General features: G+C 66.8%; 17 protein-coding genes. 9 read left to right on the top strand and 8 right to left on the bottom strand.

Features of this window, described 5'->3' with window-relative positions; all coding sequences use genetic code 11:
* Positions 1-11 precede the first annotated feature (11 nt).
* From CFOUR_RS02145 to CFOUR_RS02130, 4 genes are read left to right on the top strand one after another with little or no spacing between them, the layout of a single operon-like run.
* Positions 12-899, top strand: coding sequence for a MetQ/NlpA family ABC transporter substrate-binding protein (locus CFOUR_RS02145; RefSeq protein ID WP_085957674.1), 888 nt, complete (start codon positions 12-14; stop codon positions 897-899).
* Entirely contained in the window at positions 900-1,928 is a 1,029-nt protein-coding gene (locus tag CFOUR_RS02140; protein ID WP_085957673.1) for a methionine ABC transporter ATP-binding protein, read from the top strand.
* A complete protein-coding gene (locus tag CFOUR_RS02135; protein ID WP_085957672.1) occupies positions 1,925-2,626 on the top strand; it encodes a methionine ABC transporter permease in 702 nt (233 codons plus the stop codon). Before CFOUR_RS02140 ends, CFOUR_RS02135 begins: the two co-directional genes overlap by 4 nt.
* 11 nt (positions 2,627-2,637) lie before the next feature.
* A complete protein-coding gene (locus tag CFOUR_RS02130; RefSeq protein WP_085957671.1) occupies positions 2,638-3,408 on the top strand; it encodes an HAD hydrolase family protein in 771 nt (256 codons plus the stop codon).
* Between the two features lie 207 nt (positions 3,409-3,615).
* Here the strand turns inward: CFOUR_RS02130 and CFOUR_RS02125 are convergent, their stop codons facing one another.
* Positions 3,616-4,503, bottom strand: a complete 888-nt coding sequence (locus tag CFOUR_RS02125; RefSeq protein ID WP_101706443.1) for a sucrase ferredoxin — start codon at positions 4,501-4,503, stop codon at positions 3,616-3,618.
* Positions 4,504-4,642: 139 nt separating this feature from the next.
* Between CFOUR_RS02125 and CFOUR_RS02120 the strand changes: the two genes are divergently transcribed.
* Positions 4,643-5,230, top strand: coding sequence for an AMIN-like domain-containing (lipo)protein (locus tag CFOUR_RS02120; protein WP_290179798.1), 588 nt, complete (start codon positions 4,643-4,645; stop codon positions 5,228-5,230).
* A gap of 35 nt (positions 5,231-5,265) precedes the next feature.
* Here the strand turns inward: CFOUR_RS02120 and CFOUR_RS02115 are convergent, their stop codons facing one another.
* Together CFOUR_RS02115 and imuA' are read right to left on the bottom strand one after the other, a co-directional pair.
* Positions 5,266-6,861, bottom strand: a complete 1,596-nt coding sequence (locus CFOUR_RS02115; protein ID WP_290179797.1) for a Y-family DNA polymerase — start codon at positions 6,859-6,861, stop codon at positions 5,266-5,268.
* Positions 6,858-7,607: a DnaE2-dependent mutagenesis accessory factor ImuA' gene (gene imuA', locus CFOUR_RS02110; RefSeq protein ID WP_230471811.1), complete on the bottom strand. Its 750-nt coding sequence runs from the start codon at positions 7,605-7,607 to the stop codon at positions 6,858-6,860. The genes CFOUR_RS02115 and imuA' overlap by 4 nt, the downstream gene beginning before the upstream one ends.
* 122 nt (positions 7,608-7,729) lie before the next feature.
* On the opposite strand from imuA', the gene CFOUR_RS02105 reads away from it, so the two are divergent.
* Both CFOUR_RS02105 and CFOUR_RS02100 read left to right on the top strand, forming a co-directional pair.
* Complete coding sequence (locus tag CFOUR_RS02105; RefSeq protein WP_085957666.1) at positions 7,730-8,146, top strand: hypothetical protein; 417 nt, start codon at positions 7,730-7,732, stop codon at positions 8,144-8,146.
* Between the two features lie 171 nt (positions 8,147-8,317).
* Positions 8,318-8,800, top strand: coding sequence for a PspC domain-containing protein (locus CFOUR_RS02100; protein WP_179154825.1), 483 nt, complete (start codon positions 8,318-8,320; stop codon positions 8,798-8,800).
* Between the two features lie 4 nt (positions 8,801-8,804).
* On the opposite strand, the gene CFOUR_RS02095 is transcribed toward CFOUR_RS02100, so the two are convergent.
* Complete coding sequence (locus tag CFOUR_RS02095; RefSeq protein ID WP_230471895.1) at positions 8,805-9,773, bottom strand: alkylhydroperoxidase domain protein; 969 nt, start codon at positions 9,771-9,773, stop codon at positions 8,805-8,807.
* A 167-nt stretch (positions 9,774-9,940) separates the two neighbouring features.
* Here CFOUR_RS02095 and CFOUR_RS02090 point away from each other — a divergent pair, with 167 nt between their 5' ends.
* Positions 9,941-10,069 carry a hypothetical protein gene (locus CFOUR_RS02090; RefSeq protein WP_268989752.1) on the top strand — a complete coding sequence of 43 codons (129 nt, stop codon included), beginning with the start codon at positions 9,941-9,943 and terminating at the stop codon, positions 10,067-10,069.
* On the opposite strand, the gene CFOUR_RS02085 is transcribed toward CFOUR_RS02090, so the two are convergent.
* Both CFOUR_RS02085 and CFOUR_RS02080 read right to left on the bottom strand, forming a co-directional pair.
* The gene (locus tag CFOUR_RS02085; protein ID WP_085957663.1) at positions 10,066-10,701 is read right to left on the bottom strand and encodes a LuxR C-terminal-related transcriptional regulator; all 636 of its coding nucleotides are present in this window, start codon (positions 10,699-10,701) and stop codon (positions 10,066-10,068) included. The two genes, CFOUR_RS02090 and CFOUR_RS02085, sit on opposite strands and share 4 nt — an antisense overlap.
* Positions 10,698-11,825 carry an ATP-binding protein gene (locus CFOUR_RS02080; protein ID WP_101706385.1) on the bottom strand — a complete coding sequence of 376 codons (1,128 nt, stop codon included), beginning with the start codon at positions 11,823-11,825 and terminating at the stop codon, positions 10,698-10,700. Before CFOUR_RS02080 ends, CFOUR_RS02085 begins: the two co-directional genes overlap by 4 nt.
* A gap of 112 nt (positions 11,826-11,937) precedes the next feature.
* On the opposite strand from CFOUR_RS02080, the gene CFOUR_RS02075 reads away from it, so the two are divergent.
* Entirely contained in the window at positions 11,938-13,041 is a 1,104-nt protein-coding gene (locus tag CFOUR_RS02075; RefSeq protein WP_085957661.1) for a PspC domain-containing protein, read from the top strand.
* Here CFOUR_RS02075 and guaA read toward each other — a convergent pair.
* Together guaA and CFOUR_RS02065 are read right to left on the bottom strand one after the other, a co-directional pair.
* Positions 13,004-14,557: a glutamine-hydrolyzing GMP synthase gene (gene guaA, locus CFOUR_RS02070; protein WP_085957660.1), complete on the bottom strand. Its 1,554-nt coding sequence runs from the start codon at positions 14,555-14,557 to the stop codon at positions 13,004-13,006. The genes CFOUR_RS02075 and guaA overlap by 38 nt on opposite strands.
* 121 nt (positions 14,558-14,678) lie before the next feature.
* Positions 14,679-15,971: a PAS domain-containing protein gene (locus CFOUR_RS02065; RefSeq protein ID WP_085957659.1), complete on the bottom strand. Its 1,293-nt coding sequence runs from the start codon at positions 15,969-15,971 to the stop codon at positions 14,679-14,681.
* Positions 15,972-15,989: the final 18 nt, after the last annotated feature.

The raw sequence follows: 15,989 nt of genomic DNA, 5'->3' as shown, positions 1-15,989 counted from the left end.
GGAGCACGCACATGCGCACCAAGCGCGTTATCGCCGCGGCAGCGGCTTCCCTCATCGCAGCCACGGGGCTAGTGGCCTGCTCGTCTGAGACGGAATCGACGTCGTCAAGCGACGGCGACAAGGTCACCGTGAAAATCGGCACCACGGACGCCGACCAGAAGGCGTGGAGCGTGTTCGCCGACGAGGCGCAGAAGGCCGGCATCGACCTCGACATCGTGCGCTTCACCGAGTACCCGCAGGTCAACCCGGCGCAGTCCGAGGGCCAGATTGAGATCTCGAAGTTCCAGACCATCAACTACCAGGCCCAGTACAACGCCACCTCCGGCAAGGACCTGCGCATCATCGGCTCCGGCGAGATCAACATCCTGGGCCTGTACTGGAAGGACCACGACTCGCTCGACGGCATCGAAGGCACCGAGGTAGCAATCCCCAACGACCCGTCTAACCAGGGTCGCGCCATCAACGTGCTGGTTCAGGCCGGCCTGCTGCAGCTGCGCGACGGCGCCTCCAAGCTGACCCCGACCCCGGCCGACATTGACAAGGACGCCTCCAAGGTCGAGGTCGTGGCGGTGGACGCCTCCCAGACGCCGAACGCCTACAACGAGGGCCGCCCGGCTGTGATCAACAACAACTGGCTGGCCCGCGCGGCGATCGACCCGGCCTCCTCCGTGGCCGCGGACGACCCGAACTCTGAGTTGGCAGAGCCGTACATCAACGTCTTCACCGTCTCCGGTGAGGACCTGGACAACGAGACCTACGCCAAGCTGGTGGACGTCTGGCAGTCGCCGGAGGTCACCGCCGCGCTTGACGAGGACTCCAACGGCACCGCCGTGCAGGTCCAGCGTTCGAAGGAGGAGCTCAACGAGATCCTCGACCGCCTTGTGGAGGAGTACAAGTAGATGGAACATACCGGCACCCGGATTGAGTTCCGGAACGTATCCAAGGTCTTCCAAACCAAAGACCGCGAGGTCACAGCCGTCGACGACGTTACATTGACCGTCGAGTCGGGCGAGATCCTCGGCGTGATCGGCTATTCGGGTGCTGGCAAGTCCACGCTTGTCCGCCTCATCAACGGCCTGGATACGCCCACCTCGGGGCAGCTGTTTCTCGACGAGACCGACGTGGTTGGCATGCCCGAGCGCAAACTGCGCGAGATCCGCCGCAACGTGGGCATGATCTTCCAGCAGTTCAACCTCTTTTCCTCCCGCACCGCCGCTGGCAACATCGAGTACCCGCTCAAGCTCGCCGGCGTGGACAAAAAAGAGCGCAAGCGCCGCGTGGCGGAGCTGCTCGACTTCGTGGGCCTGGGCGAGCGCGGCGAGAACTACCCGGAGCAGCTCTCCGGCGGCCAGAAGCAGCGCGTGGGCATCGCCCGTGCGCTGGCGACCAACCCGTCGCTTCTGCTTGCCGACGAAGCCACGTCCGCCCTGGACCCCGAAACCACCCACGAGGTGCTCGGCGTGCTGCGCCGCGTCAACGAGGAGCTCGGCATCACCATCGTGGTGATCACCCACGAGATGGACGTCATCCGTTCCATCGCCGACAAGGTTGCCGTGATGGAAGACGGCCGCGTGGTGGAGTACGGCAGCGTCTACGACGTGTTCGCCCACCCGCAGACCTCCGTGGCACAGCGTTTCGCCGCCACCAGCCTGCGCAACCGCCCGGACGAGGTGGAGGCGCGCGAGCTTTTGGCCGCCCCGGGCCGATTGTTCACCGTGGATCTGACAGAGGACTCGGGCTTCTTCGGCGCGGCCGAAGCCGCCCGCAAGCGCGGTGTGTCGGTAGAGCCGGTGCACGCCGGCATCACCACGCTGCAGGAGCGTTCCTTCGGCAGGATGACCGTGCGCCTCAACGGCGACGACGCCGCCATCAACGAGTTTTTGTCCACGCTCCAGCAGAGCACCGAGATTGAGGAGATCACCCGATGACCCCGTTGAACGCTGGCGTAACCGAGTACGTGCTGGCGGAGCCGAATTGGGACACCCTCGGCCCCACCTTCATCGAAGCCATCGGCGACACCATGTGGATGGTTGCTATCACCATGGTCATCGGCGGCTTCTTCGGCCTGCTTTTGGGCATCTTCCTCTACACCACCCGCCCGGGTGGCATCCTGCAGAACAAGGTGGTCTACACCATCATCAACGTGGCGGTGAACTTCTTCCGCCCCATCCCGTTCATCATCATGATCGCGATGCTCTACCCGCTGACCCTGCAGGTGGTGGGCACCACCATCGGCCGTGGCGCCGCCACGTTCGTGATGTGCTTTTCCGCCACGTTCACTGTGGCCCGCATTGTGGAGCAGAACCTGGTGGCCATTGACCCGGGCGTGATCGAGGCCGCCCGCTCCATGGGCGCGAGCCCGTTGAAGATCATCAATTCGGTGATCCTGCCGGAGGCGCTCGGCCCGCTGATTTTGGGCTACACCTTCATCTTCATCGCGGTGATCGACATGTCCGCCATGGCCGGCTACATCGGCGGCGGCGGCGTGGGCGACTTCGCCATCGTGTACGGCTACCGCTCGTTCGAGCCCCAGGTCACCTGGGCCGCGGTGCTGGTCATCGTGGTCATCGTGCAGCTGGCGCAGTTCCTGGGCAACTGGCTGTCCAAGAAGGTCATGCGCCGGTAAGTTGAGGTGCCATGAAGGTTGCGGCGTTCGACTTCGATGGCACTCTCCACCACCCTCCCCACGGGTTCCGCGAGGAGGACATCGCCGCGATAGATGCCTGGCGCAGCGCCGGGCATCTTGCCATTTCCGCCACCGGCCGCTCCCGCACCGCGCTCGCGCACGGCATGCGCGGCAGCAAGTTGGCGTTCGACTACCAGGTGCTGTCCAACGGCGGTTCCGCCACAGACGGCGCGAACCGCGAGCTCATCTTCGGCCACGAGGTTTCAGGCGAGGTGGTGCGCCAAACGCTCGACGCCTTCGGTTCCCGCGACGGCTTGGCCATCTTCGGCACCACCCTGGGCCACGTTGACGGCGTGTTCGCCAACAACACGGGGCACACGCACGACTTCACCGCCCATTTCCAAAAGATGCGCCCGGACGACATTCCAGACCACCGCTTCGCCGTCGTGCCCATCTGGGTACCGGGTGACGCCGAGCTGCGCGCAGAGGTTGTCGCTTGGGCGTCGTCTCTCGGCACCGTCGAGGTCGCACAGAACCAGGACTACATCGATCTGATGGCCCCGGGCCGCTCCAAGGGCGCGGGGCTTGTGCAGCTTTTCGACGAGCTCCGCATCCCCCGCTCCACCATCGAGCTCTACACGTTCGGCGATTCCTGGAACGATCTGCCCATGCACGCGATCGCGGATGTCTCGCACAGCTTCCACCACTCCCCCGTGCAGGTGCGCGAGGCCACCGACCGCGTCATCGGCTCCGTGTCGGAGGTCCTCGGCGGGTACCTGTAGCCCCTCGCACCGAGTGGTATAGCGGCCGGGCCGGCGCTGCTATACGACGCTGTCCCGGCGCCAGCGTTTTCCCAGTTGATATTGACAATCATTTCCAATTGCGGCCGCGCCATATAGCAGGCAGGATCCGTCGCTATACGCCCGCGACGGTGTCACCGGATCTGCGGGGAGCCCGCCGCGCGCGAACCTCCTACTTCGCGGCAGTACCTACGCCCCCGGACTTGCAGGCGTGACGGACACAGCGACCCAGGCTGAGCTTTCCTTCGGGGCCTTCCCGCACGAGTCCACCACGCCGGTAACGGCGCGCTGCTCCAGTTCCACCTCGTATTCCGTGCCGGATGCGGTGTCGGTGACCGAGACTGTTCCTTCCTCCGCCGCGGCGACCGCGAACTGCCCGTAGCGCGCGCCCGGCACCTCGGCGGCGACGGCGAGTTCCGCCACTTGTTCTTTCGGCCTGAGGGTGCCGCGGCCGCGGTTACCGGGGACGAAGTAGCGGCCCTCGGCGGCGTCAGCGAGCATTGCTTCTGTGGCCTCAACGTTCATGCGCCCGAAGCTGTACGCCCACGGCATGAGCAGCATGGTGGCTGCGAAACGGTGGCCCTTGATGTGGGAGGTCTCCCACACCACGTCGTTGCCCGGGCCGAAGGGGTGGCGCTCGTGTATCGCGTTGAGCAGGGGGCGGCCCTTGACTGCGCAGCAGCGGTCGCGTTTGCCGTGGGTGCAGATCAGCAACAGCGGGCGGTCACGTTCCTTTGCGCCGTTGCGTCCCGGCCCGGTCAGATCGAGCTCGAGCAGCGCTTCGGGCCCGTCCACGTGCATCACCTCGGTGACGGCCTCGTCGGCGAAGACGAGATAGAGGTGGTGGTCGCTGATGTTGCGGCCCTCGCGCGTCGGGTGGCGGATCAACAGCAGCGTCGCGTCGTGCGCCTCGAGCATGGGGGCCAGCTTCGCGGTGAGTTCCTCACCGAGCGCGGCATCGCCCATCACGTCGCGCGGCCAGGCGTGCGGCCACTCGAAGAGCACGTACACAGAGCCGGGTTTCGCGGTCCCCGGCAGCGGTTCAACTTGCATGTCGGAGCAGGGCTGTTCTTGCATGTCACCCACCATAGCTAAGTGTGCCCTAAGCTGAAATACCCCTCCTGGACGCAGCCGCACGATGTAACGGTTGTGTAACCCTTTGCATTATCCCCCTTTTCCTTTTTGATCTCCCCCGGCTGCTGGCTACGGTGGCTTGGTGCTCAAAAATTCTGGTCTCTCCCGCGTGACGCTCGCGGGCGCGTGCGTGGCGGCCGCTGTCGCTTGCAGCGCCTGCGGCGTCGCCGGCGACGACGCCGGAAAAACGCTGGCGGGCAGCATCTCCGCGCCGTCCACGCAGGCGCAGCCGCTGGGCACCGCCGACCCGGCGCCAAAGACGCAGCGACCGTCGGAACCCGCACAGCTCGCCGTCGTTGGCGTGCGTGTGGGCGCCCACGAGGGGTTCGACCGCGTGGTGGTGGACCTGGAGGGCGAGGGCGAGCCAGGCTGGTTCATCGACTACACCTCCACCCCGATGCAGGAAACGGTGGGCCGCCCGCTACACGTGGCCGGCAACAGCTTCCTCAACATCAACGTCGACGGCACCGTCTATCCCTTTGAGCTGGGCAAGGACAACAACGTGCCGGTCAAGATGGCGGGCGATACCGGCAACGTCATCGACGTGATCAGCGCCGGCACCTACGAGGGCCGCAGCCAGATCGTGGTGGGGCTGCGCTCCGAGCTGCCGTACTCCGTGCAGGTGCTGGATAACCCGAAGCGTGTTGTCGTCGACATCGTGCAGCAGTAGCTGCGCAGCAGGAGCAGCGCAGAAGTAACTAGCACCTAGTACACCGCCTCCACGCGCCAGCTGCGCCTGCTCCACACCAGCAGCCAGCCGGTGACAGCCCCGTCTTCCCCGCCTTCGCGGCCCACCACTTGCATGCGCGCAACCCTGCCGGCGGGCAGTTCGGTCTGCGTCCACCAGTCCGCGTCCACGGGCCACGGCCCCGCCCACCCGGTGACCAGGTAGCGTTTCTCGCCCCAGGCCAGGCCGTAGGGTTCGGCGTTGAGCAGGGCTTCGGCGGTGACGATGACGGGGGCACCGGAGGCGTCGATAAGCATGATGCGCGAGGCGGGGTGGTCGATGCCCCCTCCGAGGCGCGCGGGCAGGGGCGCGGGGATCGCCCCGGGCCACGATTGCTTTACGACGTCCTCCGGTTCCTCCCCAAACGGCACCATCGCCACCCGCTCGGCCACTCCTCTCCCGCCGACCAGGCGCGGCTGCACCACCGCGTCGATGCCGAGCTGGGACTGGACGCGCTCCACCACGCGGCGTGCGGTGTCTGTGGACGCGCCGTCGGCCCACAGTTCGCCGACCGGTTCGGGCGGGGCGAATTCGAGCGGCTCGAGGATGAGGCTGGTGATGCCGCCCTGCTCATCTTGATCATCCTGACCGCCCTGGCCTCCCGAGGCGGAGCGGAGGGAGGTCAGCCACCCATCGAGCTGCCAACGCACCCGGTCCGCCGTGGCCGCCTCGGTGAGCGGCTCGCGGGTGCGCCAGACACGTTCGACGCGGGCGCCGTCGGAAAGTTCTGCCACCACCTTCAGGCGCAGGCAGTTGCGGCCCGTCTCCTTGAGCCGTCCGTGCAGGCTGGCGGCCAGCGAGCGCGCGGCGAACGCAGCCGCGTCCACCCGTTCGATGGGGTCCTCAGGGGTGATTGCCACGGCGAGGTCTTCCACCGGCAGCTCCGGGGCAACCCGGCGGTCCGGCGCAGCAGAGGCGATGCGGTGGATGCGCATCCCCTTTGCCCCGAAGCGGGTGGTCACTGCGTTCGGCGGCAGTGTTGCCAGCTCACCGAGCGTGGAAATGCCCAGCTGCCCCAGCGCCTTGACCGTGTCCGCATCCGCGGCGAGCGAGTCTTCCGCCACCAGCACCCGCAGCGGCTGCGCGGCCAAAAACGCCGCCGATCCGCCCGGCGCCACCACCTGGGAGGCGCGCGCGGCGATCAGCGCGGTGGCGATCTCGTCGGCGGCGCCTGCCATGGCGTCGATGCCGCGGCGCGAAGCGGCGTCGATAAGCATCTCCAGCGCTTTGCCCTCACTGCCGTGGAAGCGCGCGGCAGCCTCCATATCCACCACCACGAGCCCGGGGCGCACAACCTCCACGCTCGCGGCGACCTCGTCGAAGCTGGCGGCCAGCGAGGCGAACATGCGCCCGTCGCGGTCCGGGTTGTCGTCGATGACCGTCAGCTCCGGCGCGACCGCCTGAGCGTTGCGCACCCGCATCCCGCGACGGATGCCCACCTGGCGTGCGGCGTGCGAGCACACCTTGATCCGGTGCTGCGCCGCAATCGCGATCGGTTCTTGCAATTCGTCGCCCGATTCCAGCCGCGCTGCCTGCACCGGCCAGTCCGGAAACCACAGCGCCGCCGCCCTCATGTGACAGCCCGCAGCCTTCGCTTCTGCGAGCCAGCGCCGCCTGTGGCCTCAGCAACCCCCAACGTCACCCGCGCGCTCGCTGGCCGGTAGCCTTTCGTCTCCGCGCGCACGTCGAAATCGATGCCGGTGATGCGGCCTGTGCCCCGGCCGATGCCGTGGAAGTCCGCCAGCTGGCCTGTGACAGTCAGCGCAGGCGAAGGCACATGCACGTTCACACACACCAGCGCGGCCTGGCCCTTACGGATCCGCGCGAGCAAAGGACGCGCGCGCACCGGTGTGAGCTGCAAGGGGCTGCGGGTGCGCATAACAACCAGGTCGAGCCCCTCGGCGAGCACGCCCGCCACGCTTAAGTCGTCCAGGCCCGCATCCGGCACCGCCACCACCCGCTCCAGCGCGTCCTGTTCGATGCCGGCATACGACAGCTCCGGCCATCCCACCACGCCTGCGCGCCCGCCGGCTGCGACCACCTGCCCGATCAGCTCCACGATCAGCGCCGGGGTGTCGCTGACGTGCGTGACCGCCCGGCGCGGTAGGCCCGCGTTCGGCAGCACGAGCGAAAGGCCACCTTTCACCACCAGAGTTTCCGTGTCCTCGACGACCTGCTGCGGAACCTCCCCACCGATGGCGGCCATGCGGGCGCGCAGCTCGGCAATCTGGTCGGCGCGCGACGGCTGAGCTGGCGGTTCATCCACAACCGCCAGGTCCGCCGCCGCTGCCGACGCAGCTCGAATAGGTGTTCCACTCACGGGGACGAGTATGCACCCCGGGTGCGACACAGGCAAGGTTCCTGGTCGAACACGCTTTCGCACGCAGGCGCACTTCGATGCGTTACAAAGCTACACAGGACCGGACCGATACACTGCTCCGCATGATCCCGATCAGCGCAGCAGAGGTCCGCAACCGCGTCACGCCGATCCCCACCCCGACCTTCGTTCGGACACTGGGCTCTGCCGGCGTCGGTGGGTCCGTCGGCGTGATGGTCTCGCAGGCGCCGCTGGGGGTGAAAGCGGCCGTGGCGATCCTGTGCGTCATCGCCGCCGTAGCCGTCACGTTGCTGCACCCCTACCGCAAGCAGATCCGGGCATTCGCGGAGGAGCACAACGTGGCCAGGGTGCCGTCGATAGGCATGGTGCTCCCCCTGATGCTGTGGTGGCTGCTCCTGATGCTCGCGCCACTGGCCGGTTGGCCAGCGGTGGGCGCATGGGTTGTAGGTGTAGTGGCGGCCGCGGCGGCCTGGGTGCTGTACCCGCACGTGGATGGTTCGCGGCGCCTCGCGTACGCGTAAAGCTACTCGAAAGGCTTTCTAGTAGACGAGTTTTCGCAGCTCAACCTAGAAACATTCCCTTTCGAGTAGCTTTCTAGTAGCTTTCGAGCTACTGCAAAGGCCCTTCACGCAGCCCCACCATCCTCGAAACCGCTGCTGCGAAGTCCGGCGGAGATACGGATAATGGCGCGCATGACTCAAGGATCTTCAACTTCACTCAAGCACATGTGGGACACCCGCCCGCACCGCATCCCGAAAGACGAGGGCGGGCGCGCCGTGATCGCCGGAGTCTGCACCGGATTCGGCCAGCGCTACAACGTCGACCCGGTTGCCGTGCGCATCGCGTTTGTGATTCTCAGCCTCGTGTTCGGCGGCGGCATCTTCGCCTACCTGCTGTGCTGGTTTTTCATGCCGCGCGTGGGGATGAACATCACACCAGCCAAGGCGATTGTCACCCCGAAAGAGCAGCTGACCCCGCACGAGATTGAAGAGCGCAAGCCCGGCTGGTGGCTGCTGCTCGGCCTGATTATCTTCTTGCCCGCGGCCGGCCAAGCGGCGGATCTGCGCGGCACACTGCTCAGCTTCGCCGCGTTCTTCTTCGTCTGGTTCTTCACCTACGCGCGCACCCCGGAGCCGCCGGCAGGCACCAACGGCGACGATCTGGTCTACCGCTAACCAGCTAGCGGTAGCGTTTCGGCACGTCCGGCTCGCCGAGGGTGAGCATAAGCCGGTTCGCCCAGTTGAAGAACGCGGAAGAGTTAATCACGTCCAGCACCGCAAGATCGTCCAGCCCCTCGGCCCGCAGCGCGTCCACGTGTTGGGGGCCGAACTCGAACGGGGTGCAGGTCAGCGCCACCGCGGCGTCGCGGATCGCGTTCCACAGCTGCGAGTCGAGGTCGGCGGTAACGCCTTGGTCCAGCAGCCGTTGGATCGCTTCCGCGTCGCCTCCCTCTTCCTTGGAGCGCGCCTGGTGCACGGACGCGCAGTACTCGCAGCCGTTGAGGCGCGAGACCACCGTGGCGGCGAGTTCGCGCTCGGCTCGGCCCAGCCCACCTTCGGTGTTGTAGAAGATGTCCAGGTCCGTCAGCGTGCGGGCTTTCAGCGCCTGCGGGTCGCGCGCGAGCAGGCGGAAGTACTCCATGTCGGCGCGCTCGGGCTTGATCAGGGCGTCGAGGTGGGCGTCGGTCAGCTCGCCCTTCTCCAGCGGCGCCACCCACGGCTTCCAGCCCAGCGGGTGCGCCACAAACTTCCCGGGCGCCACCACCTGGGGCTGCAGGGTGGCAGGCACAGGTGCCCAGCCTGGGTCAGCGGCACCGGCTCGCCGCTCCGCGCCCTCCGGCACCTCCGGGTGTCCTCTCAGCACGCACACACCGTGCACAACGCGCAGCTGGAACGCCACAAAGGCGATCAGCTGGCCGAGCGAGACAATCGCGTCCTCGTTGTAACCGGCGCTTTGCAGATGCCCGATCGCCGCGGGCGAGGCGTCCTTCGGGTGGAAAGTGAGCAGGTGCGCGAAGTCGAAAGCCGCGGCCAGGGCGCCCTCGCCGAAGGTGACAAAGTCGCCTCCCGCGTAGGGGCCCGCGGACACACCTGCGCGCACCGCGTCCTCGACCACCGCCACGAGCGATTCGTCCTCGTCGGCGAGCAGGTCGGTGTAGAACGCCGCGGCGCGCTCGGCGCCCGATACACCCGCACTGTCGGGCCCGGAACACGGTGCCGGGGATGACGTTGATGAGCTCGCGGGTGACGTCGTGGTGCGGGTGAGTAAACACCTCGTCCGTTGCGCCGTATTCCACCGACGATCGCCTGCACATCGTGGGCATCCCCACCGGCAAGCAATGGGCCGACACCACCATCTCCCCCATGCCCGGCACTGATCCGCTCATGCTCCAGGAAAGCGACAAGACGGCCCGCTCGCTGCTCACCCAGGCTGGTGTGCTCTAGCCCAGGTCCCGCGCCACCGCCCACCTGGTGAGCTGGTGGCGGTTGGAGGTCTGCGTCTTGCGCAGGATATTCGACGCGTGCGTCTCTACCGTTTTGACAGAGATGAACAGCCGCTCGGCGATCTCCTTGTACGTGTAGCCGCGCGCGAGCAGCCGCAGCACCTCGAGTTCGCGGCGGGTCAACGAATCCGCTGCCGGGTCGTCCTCCTCCACCACCGGCCCGGAGGCGAATGCGTCGAGGACGAACCCGGCTAGCCGCGGCGAGAAGTACGCGTCCCCGCCGCGCACCCGCCCAATCGCCTCAGCAAGTTCGGCGCCTGCGATGTTCTTGGTCACATACCCGCGCGCACCGGCACGGATGAGCGCGATGACGTCCTCGGCGGCATCGGAGACACTCAGCGCCAGATACGCCGGGCCCGGCGCGCGTTTGAGCACAGCGAGTCCGCCGCCGTCGGGCATATGCACATCCAGAAGCACCACATCCGGGCGTGTGCGCTCGATCCCCCGCACCGCCTCGGCGACGGTGCCTGCCTCACCGACAACCTCTACCTGTCCGCTGCCCGCAGCGGACAGCTCCGCTTTCACCCCGGCGCGGAACACGGAGTGGTCGTCGACCAAAAACACGCTCGTCATAGGTTCAACGCTAGTTCTACTTCAGAGCCATTGCCTATCGACGTCCACAGGTTCGCCCGCCCTCCCACACGCTCAACGCGCGCGATGATGGAGTCACGTACCCCGTGCCGGTCAGCCGGAATATTGTCCGGGTCGAAGCCTGCGCCCCGGTCGCGCACAAAGACCTCGAGCCTTCCTTCGAGGTGCTCGGCGTAGACGTCGACCGTGTCCACGCCCGCATGCTTGGCGGCGTTGACCATCGCCTCACGCGCCGCGAGCACGATTGCCTCGGTGCGTTCGTCGAACGGGAGGTCCTCTCCCACCGTGACCGGCGAGATGACCACGCGAAAGGCATCCTCTACCTCACCGGCGGCCTTGCGCAGGGCGGCGAATGTGGTGGTGTGGTTGGGCACGGAGTCTCTGAACAGCCAGGCCCGAAGCTCACGCTCCTGAGCGCGCGCGAGGCGGGCGACCTCCTCTGCATCGCCCGCCTTCTTCTGCATCAGCGCGAGAGTCTGCAGCACCGAATCGTGCAGGTGCGCGGCGATCTCTGCGCGCTGGTCCGCCACAGCTTTCGCCTCGCGCTCCGCGACCAGCGAATTGGCCAGCTTGGCAATCAGCGGCACCACGAGTACTGCCACGCCGACCACTGTGATCAGCACCGAGAGCACAACGCCGCCAACCCCCGCGCTTTCACCCAAAAGCGCCACCGCAAGCACCCCGGACATGACCAGCAGCGCGCCTAAGGTCAACGCAGCGATGTTGCCCCACGACCCGGTGCCGCGGTCGTAAGCCTGCAGCGCGACCACCGCGCCGACAATGAGCACTCCGAGCACGAACACCACCGTGGCGCCCACACCCGAAGACAGCTGCAGCGCCGCGAGCGTGCCCACGAAACCGAGTACCACCAGCGCGAAGTCCAAAGCCCCCGGGCGTTGGCGCGGCGCGACACCGTTATCGAGCGGCGCGAACATCCACAAACCGGCGTAGAGCAGCGCGCCGAACCCACCTGCGAAGCTGGCCGCGACGAAAAACAGGCGCACCCACTTCTCCTCCACCCCGAGGTGGCCGGCCACGCCGGAAGCCACACCGGCCACGACGCGGCGGGAACGGTCCCGGGTCAGTCGGGGATACAGCGCAGACATGCTCCCCATCGTTGCACGGGCAAGCTTTCGGGCACATCAGGGAAAACCCTGAAACGAAAAATCAGGGTCGTTCCCGATACCGCGCCCGGTGCACCCGCGAGAGGATAGAGCCATGGAAAAACACACATTCTCGCAGATGTGGGCTACCCGCCCGCCCCGCATCCCGGAGGATCAAGGCGGCAAAGCGGTCGTCGGCGGCGTCTGTGAAGGCATCGGTGCCCGCTACCAGATCGACCCGACGTTCATCCGCGTCGTCTTCGTCGTGCTCACGCTCGCGTTTGGCGGCGGCTTTTTCCTGTACTTGCTGTGTTGGATCAACATGCCCCGGTTCGGACTCACCCGCAGCCCCTGGGCCACCATCATCACCCCGAAACAGCAGCTGGACAAGGTGGAGAAGAAAGACCGCGACACCGGCTGGCTGCTGCTGCTCGGGCTGTTCCTGTTCTTCCCGTCCGCTTCTGTCGCCAGCGATATGCGGGCTGTGCTGGTCACGTTCATTCTCTTCGCACTCGGCTGGTTCTTCCTGCACCAGCGCCAGCCCGAGCCGCCGGCGGGGTTGCTCGTGGGCGGGCCTGATGAGGCACCGGCAAGCAACACCGCCGTAGTGGACACCTCGCACCTGACCGCCCCCGAAGGCCACGAACACCCAGGCCGGCGAGCACCCGCGTGGGACCCGCTTGGTGTCGCGCCCGACCTGGGGCACCTGCCGGACCCGGCGGAGCCCGCGCAGCAGCAGCCGAAGAAGCGCAACTGGCTCTGGATCCCAGCCGCACTCGGGCTTTCAGCGCTTGCGCTGATGGCCCTAAAGTTTTCCAGCGGCCTGCGCACCGTCGATTACGGGAGCTTCGGCAGCACGCACGTCACCGTGTACGACATCGCCGCGATGCCGGACCTCAACGGATTTGTGGGCGAAAGCACCATCGACCTGTCGGAGCTCGAACCGCTGCGCGAGCCCGCGACGGTCAACATCGAAAACGGCATCGGCAAAGTGGACGTGATCCTGCCGCGCGACGTTCCAGTCGACGTGCACTGCGAGGTCACCGTCGGCGAGACTGCCTGCCCCACAGAACGGCAAAACGCGGACGCGGACAGCGCCCTGCTCACGCTAAACGTTTCGCAGCGCGTCGGATCCGTGTCCGCGTACTACGCCCGCTCAGGAGAGGGCGAAGGTAGTCGACTTACTCCCACTCGATGGTGGCTGGCGGCTTGGAGGTGACGTCCAGCACCACGCGGTTGATGTCGGCGACCTCGTTGGTGATGCGGGTGGAGATGACCTCGAGCGTGTCATAAGGAATGCGCACCCAGTCTGCGGTCATGGCGTCTTCGGACGCGACCGGGCGCAGCACGATCGGGTGGCCGTAGGTGCGGCCGTCGCCCTGCACACCCACGGAACGCACGTCGGCAAGCAGCACGACCGGGCACTGCCAGATCTGCTCGTCCAGGCCAGCGTTGGTCAGCTCCTCGCGGGCGATCGCGTCGGCGGCGCGCAAGGTCTCCAAACGCTCCTGCGTCACCTCGCCGATGATGCGGATGCCCAGGCCCGGGCCCGGGAACGGCTGGCGGTTCACAATCGCCTCGGGCAGGCCCAGCTCGCGGCCCACCGCGCGGACCTCGTCCTTGAACAGCAGACGCAGCGGCTCGACCAGCTCAAACTCCACGTCGTCCGGCAGGCCGCCGACGTTGTGGTGGCTCTTGATGTTGGCGGTGCCGGTGCCGCCGCCGGACTCCACCACGTCCGGGTACAGCGTGCCTTGGACGAGGAACTGCACGTCTTCGCCCTGCAGCACGCCGGCGACCGCTCGTTCGAAGGAGCGGATGAACTCCGCGCCGATGGCCTTGCGCTTCGCCTCCGGCTCGGTCACGCCGGCCAACTTGTTCAAAAACGCCTCGCGCTCGTCCACGGTGACCAGCTTCGCGCCGGTTGCTGCGACGAAGTCCTTCTCCACCTGCTCGCGCTCCCCCTGGCGCAGCAGGCCGTGATCCACGAACACGCAAGTCAGACGGTCGCCGATGGCGCGCTGCACCAGCGCCGCCGCCACGGCGGAATCCACGCCGCCGGACAGAGCGCAGATGGCGCGGCCCTCGCCGACCTGCTCGCGCACGTCCGCGATCAGCTGCTCGGCGATGTTGGAAGCAGTCCAGTTCTGCTCCAGGCCAGCAATGTCGGTGAGGAAGCGGGTGAGCACCTCCTGGCCGTGCGGCGAGTGCATGACCTCCGGGTGGTACTGCACACCGGCGAGCTTGCGCTCGGCGTTCTCAAACGCCGCCACCGGCGCGCCCGGGGTGGACGCGGTGACCTCGAAGCCCTCCGGGGCGCGGGTCACCGAGTCGCCGTGGGACATCCACACCGGGTGCTCGGCGTCGAGGCCGGCGTGCAGAATGCCGCCGTCGACACGCATCTGCGTGCGGCCGTACTCGCGGGCGCCGGTCTCGGCCACCTCGCCGCCAAGCGCACGGGTCATGATCTGGAAGCCGTAGCAGATGCCCAAGATGGGCAGACCCAGCTCGAAAATCTCCGAATCGAGCTGCGGCGCGCCCTCCGCGTACACCGACGACGGGCCGCCGGAGAGGATCAGCGCCTGCGGGTCTTTCTCGCGGACCTCAGCGGCGGTGATGGTGGACGGAACCACCTCGGAAAACACGTTCGCCTCGCGCACGCGGCGGGCGATCAGCTGCGCGTACTGCGCACCGAAATCAAGGACAAGGACAGGGCGAGTTTGCGGAGTATTCACAGGGCTAGATCGTAGTCGATCACCCGTGAAATCCACGCGGCAGGCGCTGTTGGACAAAAACACAACCGCGGCGGCGGCGCCGAAGTGGCACCACCGCCGCGGAAAGCGGGAGCTGAAAGGCTTACTTCACTGCCGTGCTGAGGCGATCCAGGGCGGCACGGACCTCGTCCGTCGACGGCGCCTGGGCCAGCTTCTCGGCAGAGCGCTGCAGCTGGGCGATAGACGCGTCAGCCGCCTCCATCGCCTTATTCACCTGCTCCACCAGCGGCGCGACCTCCGCGCCCATGGTGGAGTCGTTGGTGTTCTGGGACCAGCGGCGGATCATCTCCAGCGGAATCTTGGTCAGCTCTGCAATCGAGTTGACCTTCAGCTCCACGCGGCGACGGAACGAGGAGTGCAAGAATACAGCGTCATCCATCTGGCGCACGTCCACCTCGAGCGCGTCCACCAGCAGCTGCATGGATTCCTGCGCACCCTGCTCCGTGGAAAACTGCGCGGTCTGAGCGGTGTGCAGACGAGCCAGCGCAATCGCCATGCGGGCGTTGGCGGTCTTGGCGTAGAGCTCCTCCGCCACCTCGGCCAGGGAGGATGCGTTTTCGTCGATGATGCCACGCATGGTCGCCCACACCTGCAGCGGCGCGAGCAGCAAGGTGCGCGACGCGCCCTCGGTGACCACGTTTTCCATCTCCGCTTTCACGTTGTTGGTGACGGCGTTTTCCTCCACTAGCGTCGCAGAGGCCTTACGCAGCTCATCCGCCGCGTCCTTGATGGCGGTCTGCACGACCATGAACTGGTCGAGCTGGCCGTAGAGCGCGTTCGCAGCGTCATAGATCTCGCCGGAGCCCTCCGGCAGCGTAAAGCCTGCGTCCTCGAGTGCCTGCACCTCCTCCGGCAGGCTTTCGCGGATAAACGCGTCGTAGTCCGGCAGCAGCTCGCTGATCTTTTCCGCGCCCATGACGGCGCGTTCGCGGCGTCCCACGCCGTTCGCCTTCGCTTCGTGCTCGACCACGTTGGCTTCCTGGTAGAGCTTTCCTGCGGCTTCGAAGCGCTCCGTCATCGGGCGGGTGCGCACGGACAGGTAGCCGCCGTTGGGCAGCGGGGTGACCGTGGCGAGCACGTCGTACGCCGAGCCGCTCTTCGCCCGGTTGCGCACGTACCCGGCGAAGGGACGGCCGTCCTCGATGGTGTCCCACATCATCTTGAACGCGCCACCCGGCATCTCATCGTGGCGGATGAGGTTGTGTGGCTTGCCAATCATCTCGTCCGCGTCGTACTGGGCGTAGCGGATGAACACGTCGTTGACGTGGGTCATCACTCCCTTCGCGTCAGTGACCGAAAAGAAGATGTCGTTGACATCAACTTCGTGGGAGGCACCCTCGGGTGCATCGCGAAGAATGGTTACTCGGCTAGGCATACGCGTACTCGTCCATTT

The sequence above is a fragment of the Corynebacterium fournieri genome, assembly GCF_030408775.1.
Taxonomy (GTDB): Bacteria; Actinomycetota; Actinomycetes; order Mycobacteriales; family Mycobacteriaceae; genus Corynebacterium; species Corynebacterium fournieri.
The sequence above is the reverse complement of the archived record's forward strand: the minus strand, read 5'-3'. Positions and strand labels throughout refer to the sequence as shown.

Excerpts from the sequence above, each read along its gene's own strand:
- CFOUR_RS02115 (WP_290179797.1), bottom strand. The coding sequence starts at position 6,861 with ATGAGGGCGGCGGCGCTGTGGTTTCCGGACTGGCCGGTGCAGGCAGCG.
- CFOUR_RS02105 (WP_085957666.1), top strand. The coding sequence starts at position 7,730 with ATGATCCCGATCAGCGCAGCAGAGGTCCGCAACCGCGTCACGCCGATC.
- CFOUR_RS02065 (WP_085957659.1), bottom strand. The coding sequence starts at position 15,971 with ATGCCTAGCCGAGTAACCATTCTTCGCGATGCACCCGAGGGTGCCTCC.
- CFOUR_RS02075 (WP_085957661.1), top strand. The coding sequence starts at position 11,938 with ATGGAAAAACACACATTCTCGCAGATGTGGGCTACCCGCCCGCCCCGC.
- CFOUR_RS02100 (WP_179154825.1), top strand. The coding sequence starts at position 8,318 with ATGACTCAAGGATCTTCAACTTCACTCAAGCACATGTGGGACACCCGC.
- CFOUR_RS02130 (WP_085957671.1), top strand. The coding sequence starts at position 2,638 with ATGAAGGTTGCGGCGTTCGACTTCGATGGCACTCTCCACCACCCTCCC.
- CFOUR_RS02080 (WP_101706385.1), bottom strand. The coding sequence starts at position 11,825 with ATGTCTGCGCTGTATCCCCGACTGACCCGGGACCGTTCCCGCCGCGTC.
- CFOUR_RS02140 (WP_085957673.1), top strand. The coding sequence starts at position 900 with ATGGAACATACCGGCACCCGGATTGAGTTCCGGAACGTATCCAAGGTC.
- CFOUR_RS02135 (WP_085957672.1), top strand. The coding sequence starts at position 1,925 with ATGACCCCGTTGAACGCTGGCGTAACCGAGTACGTGCTGGCGGAGCCG.
- CFOUR_RS02125 (WP_101706443.1), bottom strand. The coding sequence starts at position 4,503 with ATGCAAGAACAGCCCTGCTCCGACATGCAAGTTGAACCGCTGCCGGGG.
- CFOUR_RS02145 (WP_085957674.1), top strand. The coding sequence starts at position 12 with ATGCGCACCAAGCGCGTTATCGCCGCGGCAGCGGCTTCCCTCATCGCA.
- CFOUR_RS02085 (WP_085957663.1), bottom strand. The coding sequence starts at position 10,701 with ATGACGAGCGTGTTTTTGGTCGACGACCACTCCGTGTTCCGCGCCGGG.